Here is a 16,766-nt window from a genome sequence, read left to right as displayed (position 1 = left end):
ATTTCCCCCATGAAAGACAGACACGGGCTGCTTAGCGCGCCAATTGGTCGTGTACTGCTCAACATGAGCCTCCCCAACTTGATTGGCATTATGACCATTCTAGGTTTTAGCCTTGCTGATACTTTTTTTATCAGTCAGTTAGGGACAGAAGCCTTAGCGGCGATCAGTTTTACCTTTCCGGTGACTTTGATTATTTCCAGCATTGCCATTGGCGTGGGTGCAGGGGTATCGACCAATCTTGGACGACTGATTGGTTCAGGTAACGCACCACAGGCAAAGGTGTTTTTACACGATGCGCTGCTGCTGACCTTTATCCTTATCGCCAGCTTATCCGCCCTTGGTAGTATTTTTATTGAACCACTGTTTAGCTTGCTTGGCGCCAATAACTCCAGCTTGCCGCTCATTCATGACTATATGATGTATTGGTATGTGGGCGCGCCGCTGTTGGTGCTATTGATGGTGGGAAATCAAGGCCTGCGCTCGACGGGGGATACTCGCTCCCCGGCGATGATTATGTCGTTGGCGGCGATCATTAACTTAATCCTCGACCCTTTATTAATCTTCGGCATCGGGCCTTTCCCACGCTTAGAGATCCAAGGCGCAGCGATTGCCACCCTGTTCTCTTGGCTGGTTGCGTTGTCACTCTCGGGTTATTTGCTGATTATTAAGCGGCGGATGCTTGAGCGGGCGGCATTTGATATCGATAGAATGCGCGCCAACTGGAGTAAACTCGCCCATATAGCCCAACCCGCAGCCCTGATGAATTTAATCAACCCACTCGCCAATGCGGTGATTATGGCGATGCTGGCGCATATCGACCACAGTGCCGTCGCAGCCTTTGGTGCGGGCACCCGTTTAGAGTCGGTGCTGTTAATCGTGGTGATGGCACTCTCGTCGAGCCTGATGCCGTTTATCGCGCAAAACCTCGGTGCAGGCCAACCCCAAAGGGCGAAACAGGCGCTGCTGTTATCGCTTAAATTTATCTTTGTATTCCAAACCTTACTCTATATTCCACTGGCATTTTTCGCCCAGCCACTCGCGAGTTTATTCAGTACCGATCCACAGGTGCTAGAGTGGTTAAGTTTTTATATTCTGGTGCTGCCCTGCGCCTATGGCCCGCTCGGCATAGTGATTATCTTTGCCACGGCGCTGAATGCGTACCACAGACCCATGAGCTCGTTAGTGATTAACCTGTGCCGCTTAGTGCTGCTGATGCTGCCGCTGGCGGCGCTGGGGTCTTATATCGATGGGGTGAAAGGCTTGTTGCTCGCGCTCCCCATCACCAACCTCTTGATGGGGATTGCTTGTTATTATCTGGCGCAGCGCATTTGCGAGCCGACCAAGGTCACGACCGCCGACGCTATTTAGGTTGTGCTTTTTAGGCTAAAACGCACATCATTAGGCGGGAATGGCTCTTCCGATGCTTTACAGACTCGGCGCACATTTTGAGTGCTAAGATTGGTTGGAATACCATTCGGAGCCAGCTCTTGCATAATAAAGTCGATAAAGCGTCTACAGGCCAAACTTACATAACGTCTTGATGGATAAGCCAAATAGCATTCGCCAGGATGGGACTCTATCTCGGGTAATAGGGTAATTAACTGCCCAGAAGCAAGGTAATCAGCCACCACTTCTGCGGGCGCATAGACAATGCCGCGTCCTTGCAAGGCAAATTCTACCGCGACCTCGACACTGTTAGAGCAAAAATTGCCTCTCACTCTCACTTCCTGTTCGGCACCAATCCATAACTCATTAAAGATCTTGCCATTTGAGAGTCGAAATAAGGACACATTATGGGATTCAATTTCTTTTGGTGTTGTTGGAGTACCGTATTGCGCTAAGTAGTCGGGGCTGGCATAAAAACGCAAATCCGTGGTGAAGATAGGCCGCACGACTAGATCTAAGGTATCTAGTGCAGGTTCCACCACGAAGGCTACGTCGAGATTATTCTTAACCATATCAACAGATTCAGCGCTACTAATCACTTCTACCGTCAGTTTTGGATGTAAATCCATAAAGCGGAAAATGGCGTGCATCAGTACATTCATACTGTGGATAGGAAACATTTGAATGCGGAGATGGCCACTGATCTCAGCGTCTTCGTTAGTCATCTCAAACAGGGTTTCGTCGAGCTGCGCCAAAATGTTTTGCGATCTATGGTAAAAATGGCTTCCCGCTGAGGTCAGCGTCATCGAGCGACTCTGGCGGTGGAATAGCTTGATATTCAGCTCATCTTCCAACGCCTGTAAACGGCGGCTCACGGTCGATTTAGGTAAGTTAAGCAAATCAGCAGCTTCGATCAAACTACCGGTTTCGGCTATGCGGTGAAATAACGCTAAGTCCTCTGTCTTCATTTTTAACTTAATTTCAATCTCATTATGTGGGACTCATAATCCCAAAGTATCCCGTTTATTGCAACAAATTTAGCTGTTATCTTCGCGTCCCTAAAATGCTGATAAATTGTTATCGAGGACTCCCTGACCATGAAATCATATCGACTGCTTCCCCTAGCGGCTTTATTGCCAGCCGTGCTCACTGCTTGCACTCCAGCGGAAAGCTCGGTACAGGCGAGTGCCATTCGTCCAGTAAAACTCTTTGAAGTTGAGCAACTCGAAGGGGGAAATTTAAGGACGTTTCCGGCGCGCGTCAGTGCTAATAGCCGCGCTGAATTATCCTTTAGAATTTCCGGCGAACTGACGGATCTGGCATTAGTGGAAGGACAACAGATCCGTCAAGGTGGCCTGTTGGCTAAACTCGATGACAGGGATGCCTATAACAATTTAATGACCCGCGAAGCGGATCATGAACTCTTAGAGGCGGATTTTCAGCGTAAAACCGAACTCCTCAAACGCAAATTAATCTCTCAAGCCGAGTTTGATAGCGCCCAAGCGCAACTTAAATCGGCCAAAGCCGCCTTAGCGGCCGCCCGCGACCAATTAAGTTACACCCAACTGATCGCGCCCTTTAGCGGCACAGTGGCGAAACGTTTAGTGGATAACCACCAAATCGTGCAGGCCAACCAAGGGATTTTAACCCTGCAAAACAACAATCTGCTCGATGTTAGTATTCAAGTTCCCGAGGCGATGGCCGCGAGCTTAAATACCTATGTGCAGCAGCAAAACTTTACCGCTAAGGTGCGTTTTAGCGCGCTAGCGGGAATGGAGTTTGATGCGAAATTCAAGGAATACTCAACCCAAGTCACTCCTGGAACTCAGGCCTATGAAGTAGTGTTTTCCTTACCTCAACCTAAGGATATTCAATTACTTCCAGGAATGAGCGCCGAGTTAACCCTTGCCTTAGTAAAAACCCCAGACCAAACCGCTTCGGCCATAGTGCCAGTCACCGCCATCGATAAACGCGACCAAGACGGCCAAGTTCAAGTGTGGGTGTATCAGTCTCAGTCGGGTGAAGTGAAACCCACAGCCGTCACCTTAGGGCGTGTCACTACTCAAGGCATCGAAGTCTTAGGCGGCATCAACAAGGGTGACTTGATTGTGAGTGCAGGAGTTTCCCAATTAGCCGACGGGATGAAAGTCAAACCACTACGCTGGCAGCGCGGAGTGTAATTCATGAATATTGCTGAGTATTCCATCCGCCACAAAGTCATCAGCTGGATGTTTGTGTTGCTGCTACTCGTGGGTGGCGGCGTCAGTTTTACGGGCCTTGGGCAATTAGAATTTCCCGAATTTACCATTAAAGAAGCCCTAGTGATCACCGCTTACCCGGGCGCATCGCCCGAGCAAGTCGAAGAGGAGGTGACCCTGCCCCTCGAAGATGCATTACAGCAGCTCGATGCGGTTAAGCACGTGACCTCAATCAACAGTGCAGGCCTGTCGCAGATCCAAATTGAGATTAAAGAAACCTACGACAAAACCAGCCTGCCACAGGTGTGGGATGAAGTACGCCGTAAGGTGAACGATACCACAGGACAATTGCCCCCCGGCAGCACCTCGCCCAAGGTCTATGACGACTTTGGCGACGTCTATGGGATTTTGTTTAACCTTTCTGGCCCGGATTATAGCAACCGCGAATTAACCAACTACGCCGACTATTTGCGCCGAGAATTAGTGCTAGTGCCTGGGGTGAAAAAAGTCTCAGTCGCGGGCAGTGTGACCGAGCAAGTGGTGATTGAAATATCACAACAAAAACTCTCGGCACTGGGGCTAGATCAAAGCTATATCTACGGTCTTATCAACAACCAAAACGTAGTATCCAACGCCGGGAGTTTAGTGGTTGGCGATAATCGCATTCGTATCCACCCTACGGGTGAATTCAGCAGTGTGCAGGATCTGGCGCGTCTGATTGTGAGCCCACCGGGTAGCACCGAACTCATCTATTTAGGGGATATTGCCAATATAGAAAAAGATTACGATGAAACCCCGGATGTGCTCTATCACAACCGTGGCGAGACGGCTTTATCACTGGGGATTTCCTTCTCAAGCGGTGTCAACGTGGTTGAAGTGGGTAAAAGCGTTAGCCAGCGCCTTGCCGAGCTAGAATCACAGCGGCCGATTGGGATGAACCTAGACACGGTTTATAACCAGAGTCTGGCGGTAGATGACACTGTTAATGGCTTTTTAATCAACCTATTAGAATCCATCGCCATCGTTATTGCCGTACTCCTGCTGTTTATGGGTTTACGCTCTGGCTTATTGATGGGCTTAATCCTGCTGCTGACCATTCTCGGCACCTTTATCGTGATGAAAGTGCTGGGCATTGAGCTGCAACTTATCTCCCTCGGCGCATTGATTATCGCGCTTGGTATGCTGGTCGATAACGCCATTGTGGTGACGGAAGGCATTCTGATTGGCCTACGTCGTGGTAAGACTCGCCTCGAAGCCGCCAAGCAAATTGTGTCGCAAACCCAGTGGCCGCTACTTGGCGCCACAGTGATCGCGATTATCGCCTTTGCGCCGATTGGTTTATCACAAAATGCCGCCGGTGAGTTTTGTCGCTCCCTGTTCCAAGTGTTAATGATCTCTTTATTTATCAGTTGGATTACTGCAATCACCCTGACACCTTTCTTCTGCCACTTGCTCTTTAAAGATGCCCCCGCAGATGAGGAGGAGCAGGATCCTTACAAGGGCTGGTTCTTTAGCTTATACCGCGCGAGTTTAACCTTTGCCCTGCGTTTTAGGCTCGCCAGTATTCTCTTGGTCGGTGCCATGCTCGTTACTGCGGTAATTGGCTTTGGGCATATCAAAAATGTGTTCTTCCCTGCGTCAAATACGCCAATCTTCTTTGTGGATATTTGGATGCCAGAAGGCACGGATATCAAAGGTACAGAACGCTTTACCGCCGATATTGAGCAGATGCTACTCAAGCAAGCGGAGGAACAACACAGCGGCCTAAAACACTTAACCACAGTGATTGGCCAAGGTGCGCAGCGTTTCGTCCTGCCCTATCAACCCGAGAAAGGCTACCCCGCCTTTGCCCAGTTGATCATCGAGATGGAGGATTTAGCGTCGCTGAAAGTCTATATGTCTGAGTTAGAAGGACAGTTAAATCAACGATTCCCGCAGGCGCAATATCGCTTCAAGAATATGGAAAACGGCCCGTCTCCCGCCGCGAAGATTGAGGCACGTTTCTACGGTGATGACCCCGAAGTGCTGCGTGCATTAGGCGCGCAGGCCGAGGCGATTTTCCAAGCTGAGCCAACGATGGACGGTGTTCGCCATGACTGGCGTAATCAAGTGCCGTTGATCCGCCCGCAGCTGCAAAATGCTCAGGCGAGGGAAACCGGGATCAGCAAGCAAGATCTGGATAACGCACTGCTCATCAACTTTAGCGGCAAACAGATTGGTCTGTACCGTGAAACCAGCCATTTGCTGCCTATCGTTGCCCGTGCGCCCGCCGAAGAACGCTTACAAGCCGACAGCCTGTGGAAACTGCAAATTTGGAGTACCGAGCACAACACCTTCGTGCCAGCCACCCAAGTGGTGAGCCAGTTCGAAACCCAGTGGGAAAACCCGTTGGTGAAGCGTCGCGACCGGATGCGGATGTTAGCGGTTCTGGCCGATCCAAAGCTTGGCAGCGATGAGACAGCCGATTCTGTGCTGCGTAAAGTGAAGGATAAGGTTGAAGCCATCAGTCTTCCCGCTGGTTACCACCTCGAATGGGGCGGCGAGTATGAGACTGCAGGCGAAGCCCAAACTGCGGTATTTAGCTCGATTCCTATGGGTTACTTGGCGATGTTTTTAATCACAGTGTTCCTGTTTAACTCTGTGCGTCAGCCCTTAGTGATTTGGTTTACCGTGCCACTGGCCTTGATTGGTGTCTCGGCGGGATTATTGATTTTCGATGCCCCCTTTAGCTTTATGGCGCTGCTAGGCCTGCTGAGCCTCTCGGGCATGGTGATTAAAAACGGCATTGTGTTGGTTGATCAAATCAACCTCGAGCTCGGTGAAGGTAAACCCGCCTATGCCGCCCTTGTCGATTCGAGTGTGAGTCGTGTGCGCCCCGTATTAATGGCGGCGATCACTACTATGCTCGGGATGATCCCGCTGATCCCCGACGCCTTTTTCGGCTCGATGGCGATCACTATCATCTTTGGTTTAGGTTTTGCCTCATTACTGACCCTGATAGTGCTACCAGTGATGTACAGCTTGGCCTTTAACATCAAACCGAATGCAGTGGCGAGCACCAACTAGCACGCCACTCTCCCTAAACGCTTCCCGGCGTGGCCGATCGATGTAGTATTGCTCATCGATTGGCCCTTTCCTTTTATCGATTATCCACTTAAGCCGAATACAAAAACGCCTAGATTTCAGCTGGGTTAGCATAAAATCTAGGCGCGGTAAGAGTGAATGACTATCGAGCCCGGCGTTAATTGATGACCTTTTTCACGACTTTCTTAGCATCGACACCCTCTTTTTTATCGTGCTTGTCGTGTTCGTGCTTATCTTGCTTTAGCGCATCGACACCCTCTTTTTTATCGTGCTTGTCGTGTTCGTGCTTATCTTGCTTTAGCGCATCGGAGGCTTTGTCGGATAGCTTATCGTCGGGTTTAATATCATCGACCTTATCACTGACCGAATCCGTCACTTTATCCTTAGCATCCCCAACGGCATCCTTGGCATCTTTCGCCGTACGCTCGGCGGCTTTCTCGGGAGTACAGCGACCACTCACGCCAGTAGTAGCCTTGACCGCGGCATTCTTGGCAACTTTTTCAGGGTCGCAATTTGGATCTAAAGGCCCTGCCACGGCGCTATAGGTGATCAGCGAGCAAGTTACGACAGACAACAATCCCGACATCAGCTTTAACTTAGTTAAGTGCATATTCAACCTCCATGAATAATATGTTCGAGGTTTACTATAGTACGCCCCTAAATCGAAGCAAAGGTGAGGCAAGTGATCCACCGCAGACAATTGCGACAAAGCCCACATAAAAACAAGCTCCCAGAGAGTTACCTATGGGAGCTTGCAGAATAGTGCCTGAGTACAGTTTAGCTGTCGGGATATGTAACTAAGGTTTTGGATCCTTTGGCTGAGCGTCTTTTGGCTCATTCGCTTTCGTATCAAGATCTTGGTCGGTCAATTGATGACTCTCGGGGCGTTTATCGCTCGGATCGGCCTTATGCTCAAAGTCCCCTTCATACACATTGCCGTCGGAGTGAGTATGTTGCTCAAAGGGGGATTGGCCAAATGGATTCGACTGCGAACCAGAATGAGGTCCAAATGGACCCGCACCAAAACCGCCGTGCATTCCGCCCTGTAAACCAGACACCACGCGCAGCTGCATACGCTTAAACACTAAGGCGGCAATCGGGCGGCGCGTTAAGGGTGTGAGTAATAATAGGCCAATAAAATCAGTCACAAAGCCTGGGATAACCAGCAATACACCCGCCATGGCTAACATCATGCCTTCGACAATTTCCTGCCCTGGCGCCTCGCCTCGGGTGAGTTTTTGCTGCACTTGCATCAGCGTGCTCAACCCTTGGCTACGCACGAGCGACACACCCAACACGGCGGTAAATAACACCAGACCAATAGTGGTCCAAGTGCCAAGCACCTCGCCCACACGAATTAACACTGACAGTTCGATAACTGGGATCAGCACAAATAATAAAAACAGGATTAAAAACATACCGACCTCAGATTTATCTCGCTTACTTGAAAACTAAATGGGGGCTATCCGGTCTTAATTCAAGTCTCTTGGCTGGCGCTGTCGGTAAGGGAGTGAAACTTCTGATATTTAGCTCACTCTTTTATTACCCGGTTAATGTATGAGACCATAAAAACACGTAAAGTAGCTTAGCCTAATAGGCTTAAGCGAAGTTTAAGATTGTTAAGGGACGATACCTCACACCATGCAAGCTCAATATCTTGTGGTCAGCACCAGTTGCCCAGATGAAGTTCAAGCAAAGCGCATTGCACGTGCCTTAGTGGAAGCGCGCATCGCCGCCTGCGTACATATTTCGGCGCCGATCCGCTCCATTTATGCATGGGAAGGAAAAATCTGTGAGGAGCAAGAAATTAGCTTACACATTAAATGTTTACAAAGCCGCTATGCCGAGTTAGAACAGCTTGTGCTTCAACTCCACCCTTATCAAGTGCCTGAAATTATTGCCGTACCCGTGACTCACGGGCTACCAGCCTACTTAGATTGGATAAAAGATAACACTCAGCCATGAAAAAACTACTTAGCCTTGTTTTCACCGCGTTACTGCTCTTTACGCCTCTCACCCTAAGTGGCAACGCCTTCGCCAATAGCTTTGGTTTTCTAAAAAGCGAACCCGAGTTAATGCCTGTCGATCAAGCCTTTGCCTTCGATTTTAAGCAAGAAGGTAATAAGGTCACCCTCAATTGGGTCATTGCCGACGGCTACTATATGTATCGGGATAAGCTCAAATTTAGCGTTAATGGCGCCGAACTTGGCACCATCGACCTGCCAAAGGGTAAGCCCCACAACGACGAATATTTCGGTGAGCAAGAGGTTTACTACACCTATATCGATATTCCCGTTGGCCTGAAACAAGCCGATGATAACGGCACCTTAACCGTGACCTTTATGGGCTGCGCCGAGGGTAAACTCTGTTATCCACCGACCAAGCGGGACGTGACCCTAAAGGCTGTCGCGGCCAATGATGGGAATATTGCAACTGGCGCAGACAGCAACGAAACGACTGAACCTGCCGCCCCTGCTGACGCCAAGCAAACTAGCAGCGCCCCAAGCCAACCTATTACTCAGCAGGACAGCCTAAGCCAGATGCTGTCTAACGACAGTTTACTCTGGACCTTAGTGATTTTCTTCGGCCTAGGGATTGGTCTGGCGCTCACGCCTTGCGTCTTCCCTATGTACCCTATCCTATCGGGCATTATTGTTGGCCAAGGGCAAAAACTCTCGACCGCCAAAGCCTTCACCCTGTCGATGGCCTATGTGCAAGGTATGGCGATCACCTACTCGATTTTAGGTCTAGTGGTTGCCTCTGCGGGGATGAAATACCAAGCGGCGCTACAGCATCCCGCCGTGCTGATCTTTTTAGCTATCCTGTTCTTTGTACTCAGTTTATCCATGTTTGGTTTATACGATCTCAAACTGCCTTCTAGCTGGCAGGAGAAGATGAACTCGATTTCCAACAATCAAAAGGGCGGCAATTTAGTTGGCGTGTTTTTGATGGGGGTGCTCTCAGGATTAGTGGCCTCACCTTGCACAACGGCCCCACTCTCAGGCGCCTTAGTCTATGTGGCGCAAACTGGCGATTTATTGCAAGGTTTCCTCGCGCTCTACGTGCTAAGCATGGGTATGGGTGTGCCGCTACTCATCATTGGTACCTCGGGTGGTAAGTTACTGCCACGCGCTGGCGCTTGGATGAACATCATTAAAACCGTGTTCGGTTTCCTCCTGATTGCGGTATCGATTGTGATGCTTGGCCGCATTTGGACTGGTGTGGTTTCCGATGTGCTCTGGTCACTCTGGGGCATTAGCTTCACCGGTTACCTAATGCACCAAAACAAACTCAGCGCCTTCAACTGGAAACAAACCGTGCGCTCAGTGCTACTAACGCTCACGCTGTTGGCCAGTTTCTCCTACGGTTTCCAAGCGGTCATGGGCCACTTTGGCTTTACCCATACGTCAATGGGCACAGTGGCGACAACCGAGCAGGAGCACGGCTTTAAACGCATTAAATCCATTGAGGATTTAGACCGTGAAATCGCCGCCGCAACAGCGGCGGGCAAACCTGTGATGCTGGATCTTTATGCCGATTGGTGTGTGGCCTGTAAAGAGTTTGAGGCCATCACCTTTAAGGACGCAGAAGTATTAACTCGGATGAACAAGATAGTGTTATTGCAGGCCGACGTGACTAAGAGCGATGCCATTGATGTCGCATTGCTAGAGAAATACAACGTGCTGGGCCTACCTACACTGCTGATGTTTAACGAGCAAGGTGAGCAGAGGGAAGATCTAAGAGTGACTGGCTTTATGGGACCGAAAGAATTTGCCGCCCATTTAGATCACTTAGTGAAATAATCTCAGCTAAAACGCCAATTTATCACTGCGCCGTTTTAGCGTAAAACCAATAAAAAGCGGACTTTTTTCATTAAAAGTCCGCTTTTTTATCACGCTGTCATCGATTTCTTATACAATCCCTGTTTAACGTGGACTTTTTAGATTGGAGCATTATGGAACCGGCTATTCTCATCATTACACTTATCTGCGGCATGCTGGTTAGCCGCATAGGGCTGCCTCCCCTGATCGGCTACTTAGTGGCAGGCTTTGTACTCTTTGTTTTTGGTATTGAGAAAGAAAGCCTGCCTCTACTGCAAGAACTCGCTAACCTTGGTGTCACCTTATTATTGTTTGCCATTGGTCTTAAACTCGATATTCGTAGCCTCTTTAAGGCCGAAGTCTGGGCGGGCTCGAGCATACATTTAGTGCTATCCATGGTGCTGTTTATTCCCATCCTCAAAATCCTCGGCCTGATTGGTCTAAGCCAACTCGATGGTTTGAGCGTGGCACAGCTGTCATTAATCGCCTTCGCGCTCAGCTTCTCCAGTACGGTATTCGCGATTAAGGTATTGGAAGATAAAGGCGATGTGCAGTCCCTCTATGGCCGTGTCGCCATTGGTATCCTGATTATGCAGGATATTTTTGCCGTCGTTTTCTTAACTATTTCTAAGGGCGCCATTCCGTCTGTCTGGGCGCTGGCATTATTGCTGTTGCCTCTGGCAAAACCGCTAATTTACAAAGCCTTCGACCGTGTCGGTCACGGCGAACTCTTAGTGCTATTTGGATTAGTGATGGCGCTGGTTGTCGGCGCTTGGTTATTTGAATCCGTCGGCCTCAAACCGGATCTCGGCGCGCTGATCATCGGGATTTTACTCGCGGGGCATAAAAAGGCCTCTGAGCTGGCTAAATCCTTGTTCTACTTTAAAGAACTCTTCCTTGTCGCCTTCTTCTTAACCATTGGCCTCAACGGCTTACCCACGGTATCCGATGTGGTACTCGCGGCCTTATTAGTGCTGTTAGTGCCGTTAAAAATCCTGTTATTCGTCTATTTACTGACACGATTCAAGCTGCGTTCACGCACCTCTATGCTGGCCTCATTCAACTTAGGTAACTTCTCTGAGTTCGGCCTTATCGTGGCCGCCGTTGCCACCAGCAAAGGTTGGCTACCACCACAATGGCTGGTAATTATCGCGGTCGCCTTAAGCTTCAGCTTCTTATTTGCGGCGCCACTCAACGCTACCGTAGGCAATATTTATCAACGCTTCCAACAACGTCTGATTCGACTCGAGAAGCCCCCGCTACACCCAGAAGACAGACCGATTGCCATTGGTAATCCCCGCTTCTTGATCTTAGGTATGGGCCGCATTGGTAGCGGTGCCTACGATGAACTGCGCGCGCGTTTCGATGGTGAAATCCTCGGGATTGAACACAAGCAGGAACTGGTGGATTTGCACCGTGCCAATGGCCGCAACGTCGTGCAAGGCGATGCCGCAGATACCGACTTTTGGGAAAAGCTCGACAGAGCGCCAAATCTTGAGTTAGTGCTACTGGCCATGCCGCACCATGCGGGAAATCTGTTCGCTGTTGAGCAGCTTAAGAAGCTGAACTATCAGGGTAAACTCAGCGCCATCGTACAATACGGCGATGATGCCGCCTCGCTGAGAACCTCTGGCGTACACAGCGTGTATAACTTGTACGAAGCGGCGGGGGCGGGTTTTGTCGACCATGTGATCCATGAGTTATTACCCGATTCAGAAACCCGCGCAGAGGCCGAAGCCAATGCCGACAAGTCACCAATCAACGCTAACGCGACCTCTGGCTCGGTCTAATCTAGCCTTGAATAAAAATCATCTTATTTAGGCTAATGTTGGCTCAGGAAATCAAACCTCCTGAGCCAACTTACCTCTCCCCTTAAAATGTTAAAAACAATCAAAATCAAATAATTGCAGTGATTCGCTAGGCAGAACTAATCGGTTGCTTGTTCTGTATCGATTTTCCCTAACGAGACTATCGTCTATACCCTACAAAATCTCAGTTACAAGGCCGAGTTAGTCGTGATATAAATCGAAGACAAGAACGCAATTTAGCTCAGCTTTTTTGGAAGTCTTCTCAGCATGTCGAACCCTGCGCAGCGCGCCACTAAGTTATTTGTCCAAACCTTTGGCACTAAAGCCGATGATTTATACCAAGCCCCAGGTCGGGTTAATTTGATCGGTGAATATACGGATTACAACGACGGCTTCGTGTTGCCCGCCGCCATTAATTTTCATACTGTGATTGCAGTTAAACGCCGAGAGGACAATAAGTTTCGCGCCGTTGCCGACGCCTTTCCGGGACAAATCAAGGAATGGAGTTTCGGTAAAGACACCGAAATCAATCCCGAAGATGGTTGGGTCAATTATCTCAAAGGCCTAACGGTGGCCATGGCCAACACAGGGCTTATCGCCAAAGGGTTAGACTTAGCGGTTGTTGGCGATGTGCCATTAGCCGCGGGTCTGTCTTCCTCCGGCGCCTTAGTTGTCGCCTTTGGCACCGCCATCAGCGACAGCAGCCAACTGCATTTATCACCTATGGCGGTAGCACAACTCGCACAGCGCGGTGAATATCGTTATGTCTCATCGGCTTGCAGCATTATGGACCATATGATCTGCGCCATGGGCGAACCGGATCATGCCCTGCTCATCGATTGTCTGGATTTGGATAGCGAGCCTATTGCGATCCCTGAAAACCTCAGCCTTATCATTATCGATGCCCATATCGAGAAACAACGTCTGGCGGCAATAAATCAACAACGCCGCGAAGAATGCGCACAGGCTGCCGACTTTTTTGGTCTCGATGCCCTGCGCCACCTCGACCTGCGCCAGCTCGAAAGTGCTAAAGATCAATTGGATGACACCCTGTATCGCCGTGCCAAACACGTCGTCACCGAAAACAAACGCACTCAGAGTGCTGCTCGGGCGCTAGAGCAAAATAATCTATCTAAATTCAGTTTGTTAATGGCACAGTCCCATCAATCTCTGCGGGATGATTTTGAGGTGACACTGCCCGAATTTGACACTTTGGTGGACATAGTCGGCCAAGTGATTGGAGAGCGTGGCGGCATTCGCATGACCGACGGTTGTGTTGTCGCCCTAGTGGATCACGAACTCACCGATGCCGTAGTCTCGGCGGTCGAGCATGCATTTTATGAGCAGACTGGAATCGATGCCACTGTGTATCTCTGCTCGGCGAGTGCGGGCGCTGGGCGCATCGACAGCTAGTCCGTCAAACACGCTCAATCCATTCTTCCAAACAAATACCATACGAATTCAACCTTGAATCCTATGGTATTTGTTGTTTTTAAGAGGCAAAATCAAGCGGTTAAATCACATTAGAGGGAAGCTAAATGGTGCGTTTCAGTGTACTAGATCCTTGGACCGATCCCCGCGGCGGTGAAATCGAACGTGTGCGGATAGACAATGGCATCATCGCCTTAGAAGTGCTCAGCTTAGGTGGCATTATTCGCTCACTTTGGACGCCCGATAAACAGGGGCAACGCGCCAATATCGTGCTTGGCTGCGACAGTGCCGAAGATTATCTAACCCAAAACGCCCACCTTGGCGCTATTGCAGGGCGCTTTGCCAACCGTATTGCGATGGGCAAGATGCAATATCAAGGGCAAGAGTACCAACTGGATATCAATCAGGCCAGCAACTGCTTACACGGTGGCCGCGAAGGTTTTAATCGAAAAAACTGGCACTTAGGCCAACTTCCCGATGGTGTGCGTTTATCGCTAGTCAGCCCAGATGGTGACATGGGTTTCCCCGGCAATTGCACTGTCCAGTTAGACTATCGCCTCGCAGCCAATAATCTCTATGTGGAAATCCTCGCCTCGGTGGATAAACCTTGCCCCGTCAGTCTGACGCAGCATTCCTACTTCAACCTCGATGGATTGCCGAACAATCATCAACATCGGATGCAAATCGATGCGACGCGCTACCTCACCATGAATGAGGTGGGCGTGCCTACGGGAATTGCCGAGGTCAAAAACAGTATTTTTGATTTAACTCAAGGCGTTACTCTAGGGGACAAACTCCAAGATCCGGCGCTGGCCAGCACCCAAGGTTATGATCATTGTTATCTCTTGGACAATCCCGATAATTCACTGCGCCGCTTTGGCTGCCTATCGAGCCCCGTCAGTGGTCGCGCCATGACAGTCTTTACCAATCAGCCCGGCGTGCAGCTCTACTGCGCTAACTTTTTAGCGGGAACCCTAGGGCGAAATCAACAAAGTTTGAACGCCTATCAGGGCGTGTGTATTGAGCCGCAAAAATTGCCTGACTCGCCGAATCAACCCCAACTGGGTGATGACGCTTGGTTAATACCAGGGAAAATCTACCATCATATCAGCCGCTATCAATTTGATATTGAAGGCTAAAATGAGTGCATTTGGGGATAAGCTTGTCGAATAAAGGAAGGAAAAGCTGGTAAGGAATAAAGTGATTTATTCCTTACCCTAACCAAATTTGCCCTAGGCAAACTCAGTATTAATCGTCGAAATCATCGCCCCAATCTTCATCAAAATCGGCACCAATGGCATCGGTTTCAATTTCAGGCTCAACTTCAGCTTTAGCCTTACGGACTGGGCCTGAATCTTTGACATTGTTCAGGTCGATACGAGCTTGATGCTTGCCCATAAATTGAGCTCGAGCTGCTTTCCATGCGCCGCTAAACTTAGCTTCAGCCGCTTTTACCGCTGCATCATCTAAGTCATGTAGGTTCACTTTTACGATGTCTTCTACATACTCAACAATAGCATCACGTTCGGTATTGTAGAGGTAGATTCGTCCAGGGGAAGCCTCTGGCAGCTGGTTGTCATGGACGACAATCGCGGTGCCCTTCGATGTTCTCAGCTCACCATACCAAACCTGTTTCTTTGCTGTGTTATACATATATGCCAATACCCTTAAATCAACACATACACTATGAGTTTTTTAGTCTGAATAAGCGAAGCGTCGCTTGCTTTGATCCACGAATCGCGCCGGAAAGTCTCTGACGTTTTCAACTGGGTATTTTTACAGAATATTTCCGATAATCAATGCCTCATACCATGAAATTTTCACTTATTACGCATTAATTTCGGCCAAAGTCTCTAAAAAATTTTGTCATTAACGACTTTAGTCTAAAAAAACATCACAGCAAGTTTTAATTCGGCAGCCCGCCTCCATCAAAGGATTGAGGCGAGTGCGTTTACACAGATGTAGCCGGACGGGATCACAAGGTTAATACGACTTTGCCTCTATGTTCTCCCGACTGCATCAGCGCATGGGCCTTGGCCGCCTCGGCCAGTGGAAAGGTGGCACAGATATGCGGCACGATTTGCTGGCTATCGAGCAAAGGCCAAACCTGCTCACGTAATTGCTTGGCGATTTCGGCTTTTGCCGCAACGCTCTGCGGTCTTAAGGTCGATCCCGTCCACACAATACGTTTGGCCATCAACTGCAGAATGTTCACCTCTGCCTTACCGCTACGTTGGGTCGACACTGACACCATGCGGCCATCTAGCGCTAATGCTTGAAGATTCAAGTTGATAAAGTCGCCACCAGCAATATCAAACACCACATTGACGCCCTTGCCTTGGGTAAAGGCCATGACTTCTTCCACGAAGTTCTGGGTGTTGTAGTTCACCACCAGATGGGCGCCTAATCCGGCGCAATAGTCGCGCTTGGCATCCTGCCCCGTGGTCGCAATCACGGTCGCACCAAGATGCTTAGCGAGGGAAATCGCCGTGCTGCCAATGCCACCCGAGCCACCGTGGATCAACACGGTTTCACCCGCCTTGAGTCCCGCGCGCATAAAGAGGTTGCCCCACACAGTGAAAAAGGTTTCGGGCAGCGCCGCCGCTTGCACCTCAGAAAAGCCCTGTGGGATAGGTAAACAATGCTCGGCATAGGTTAAGGTGTACTCGCCGTAGCCACCGCCGGGCACTAAGGCGCAAACCTTATCTCCTAACTGCCATTGGGTCACGCCGTCGCCTACGGCGCAAATCTCCCCCGCAACTTCCAGCCCAATAATCGGCGAGGCCCCAGGTGGTGGTGGATACATTCCCATCCTTTGTTTGATATCGGGTCCATTCACCCCGGCAGCGCGGTTACGAATTAAGACTTGGCCAGCACTCGGTACGGGCAATGGCGAACGAGTCAGCTGCATCACCTCAGGCTCGCCGGGCTGCTCAAGATAAATATGCGTGTAATCATGGGGTAATTCGGACATAACGTGCTCCTAGGAGAATACAGAGTACTGCCGCTAACAAGGCAGTCTTCATTGCTCGTTAGCA

General features: G+C 49.8%; 13 protein-coding genes. 8 read left to right on the top strand and 5 right to left on the bottom strand.

Annotated elements, in window-relative coordinates:
* Nucleotides 1–9: 9 nt before the first annotated feature.
* Complete coding sequence (locus ACUZ8J_RS03165) at nucleotides 10–1,368, top strand: MATE family efflux transporter (RefSeq protein WP_446693039.1); 1,359 nt, start codon at nucleotides 10–12, stop codon at nucleotides 1,366–1,368.
* On the opposite strand, the gene ACUZ8J_RS03160 is transcribed toward ACUZ8J_RS03165, so the two are convergent.
* A complete protein-coding gene (locus tag ACUZ8J_RS03160; protein WP_023268751.1) occupies nucleotides 1,365–2,354 on the bottom strand; it encodes a LysR family transcriptional regulator in 990 nt (329 codons plus the stop codon). The two genes, ACUZ8J_RS03165 and ACUZ8J_RS03160, sit on opposite strands and share 4 nt — an antisense overlap.
* Nucleotides 2,355–2,483: 129 nt before the next feature.
* On the opposite strand from ACUZ8J_RS03160, the gene ACUZ8J_RS03155 reads away from it, so the two are divergent.
* Both ACUZ8J_RS03155 and ACUZ8J_RS03150 read left to right on the top strand, forming a co-directional pair.
* Nucleotides 2,484–3,566, top strand: a complete 1,083-nt coding sequence (locus tag ACUZ8J_RS03155) for an efflux RND transporter periplasmic adaptor subunit (protein ID WP_446693038.1) — start codon at nucleotides 2,484–2,486, stop codon at nucleotides 3,564–3,566.
* Between the two features lie 3 nt (nucleotides 3,567–3,569).
* Entirely contained in the window at nucleotides 3,570–6,650 is a 3,081-nt protein-coding gene (locus ACUZ8J_RS03150) for an efflux RND transporter permease subunit (RefSeq protein ID WP_446693037.1), read from the top strand.
* Between the two features lie 175 nt (nucleotides 6,651–6,825).
* Here ACUZ8J_RS03150 and ACUZ8J_RS03145 read toward each other — a convergent pair whose 3' ends face one another.
* Together ACUZ8J_RS03145 and ACUZ8J_RS03140 are read right to left on the bottom strand one after the other, a co-directional pair.
* The gene (locus ACUZ8J_RS03145; protein ID WP_446693036.1) at nucleotides 6,826–7,278 is read right to left on the bottom strand and encodes a hypothetical protein; all 453 of its coding nucleotides are present in this window, start codon (nucleotides 7,276–7,278) and stop codon (nucleotides 6,826–6,828) included.
* A 187-nt stretch (nucleotides 7,279–7,465) separates the two neighbouring features.
* A complete protein-coding gene (locus ACUZ8J_RS03140; RefSeq protein ID WP_109287670.1) occupies nucleotides 7,466–8,086 on the bottom strand; it encodes an FxsA family protein in 621 nt (206 codons plus the stop codon).
* Nucleotides 8,087–8,309: 223 nt separating this feature from the next.
* On the opposite strand from ACUZ8J_RS03140, the gene cutA reads away from it, so the two are divergent.
* The 5 genes from cutA (at nucleotide 8,310) to ACUZ8J_RS03115 (ending at nucleotide 14,867) form a co-directional block, all read left to right on the top strand.
* The gene (gene cutA, locus ACUZ8J_RS03135) at nucleotides 8,310–8,633 is read left to right on the top strand and encodes a divalent-cation tolerance protein CutA (protein WP_088210103.1); all 324 of its coding nucleotides are present in this window, start codon (nucleotides 8,310–8,312) and stop codon (nucleotides 8,631–8,633) included.
* Complete coding sequence (locus ACUZ8J_RS03130; RefSeq protein ID WP_446693035.1) at nucleotides 8,630–10,471, top strand: protein-disulfide reductase DsbD; 1,842 nt, start codon at nucleotides 8,630–8,632, stop codon at nucleotides 10,469–10,471. The genes cutA and ACUZ8J_RS03130 overlap by 4 nt, the downstream gene beginning before the upstream one ends.
* Nucleotides 10,472–10,623: 152 nt before the next feature.
* Nucleotides 10,624–12,279 carry a cation:proton antiporter family protein gene (locus tag ACUZ8J_RS03125; protein WP_086902167.1) on the top strand — a complete coding sequence of 552 codons (1,656 nt, stop codon included), beginning with the start codon at nucleotides 10,624–10,626 and terminating at the stop codon, nucleotides 12,277–12,279.
* Between the two features lie 285 nt (nucleotides 12,280–12,564).
* Nucleotides 12,565–13,710 carry a galactokinase gene (gene galK, locus ACUZ8J_RS03120; RefSeq protein ID WP_011625059.1) on the top strand — a complete coding sequence of 382 codons (1,146 nt, stop codon included), beginning with the start codon at nucleotides 12,565–12,567 and terminating at the stop codon, nucleotides 13,708–13,710.
* A 125-nt stretch (nucleotides 13,711–13,835) separates the two neighbouring features.
* Nucleotides 13,836–14,867 (top strand): aldose epimerase family protein, encoded by a 1,032-nt coding sequence (locus ACUZ8J_RS03115; RefSeq protein WP_446693034.1) that lies wholly within the window; start codon nucleotides 13,836–13,838, stop codon nucleotides 14,865–14,867.
* Between the two features lie 109 nt (nucleotides 14,868–14,976).
* Here ACUZ8J_RS03115 and ACUZ8J_RS03110 read toward each other — a convergent pair whose 3' ends face one another.
* Together ACUZ8J_RS03110 and ACUZ8J_RS03105 are read right to left on the bottom strand one after the other, a co-directional pair.
* A complete protein-coding gene (locus tag ACUZ8J_RS03110) occupies nucleotides 14,977–15,381 on the bottom strand; it encodes a hypothetical protein (RefSeq protein ID WP_011718360.1) in 405 nt (134 codons plus the stop codon).
* A gap of 322 nt (nucleotides 15,382–15,703) precedes the next feature.
* The gene (locus tag ACUZ8J_RS03105; RefSeq protein ID WP_446693033.1) at nucleotides 15,704–16,702 is read right to left on the bottom strand and encodes an NAD(P)H-quinone oxidoreductase; all 999 of its coding nucleotides are present in this window, start codon (nucleotides 16,700–16,702) and stop codon (nucleotides 15,704–15,706) included.
* Between the last annotated feature and the right edge of the window lie 64 nt (nucleotides 16,703–16,766).

This window comes from Shewanella sp. Koi 1 (assembly GCF_052907445.1).
This window is presented reverse-complemented; position numbering and strand designations above follow the sequence as displayed.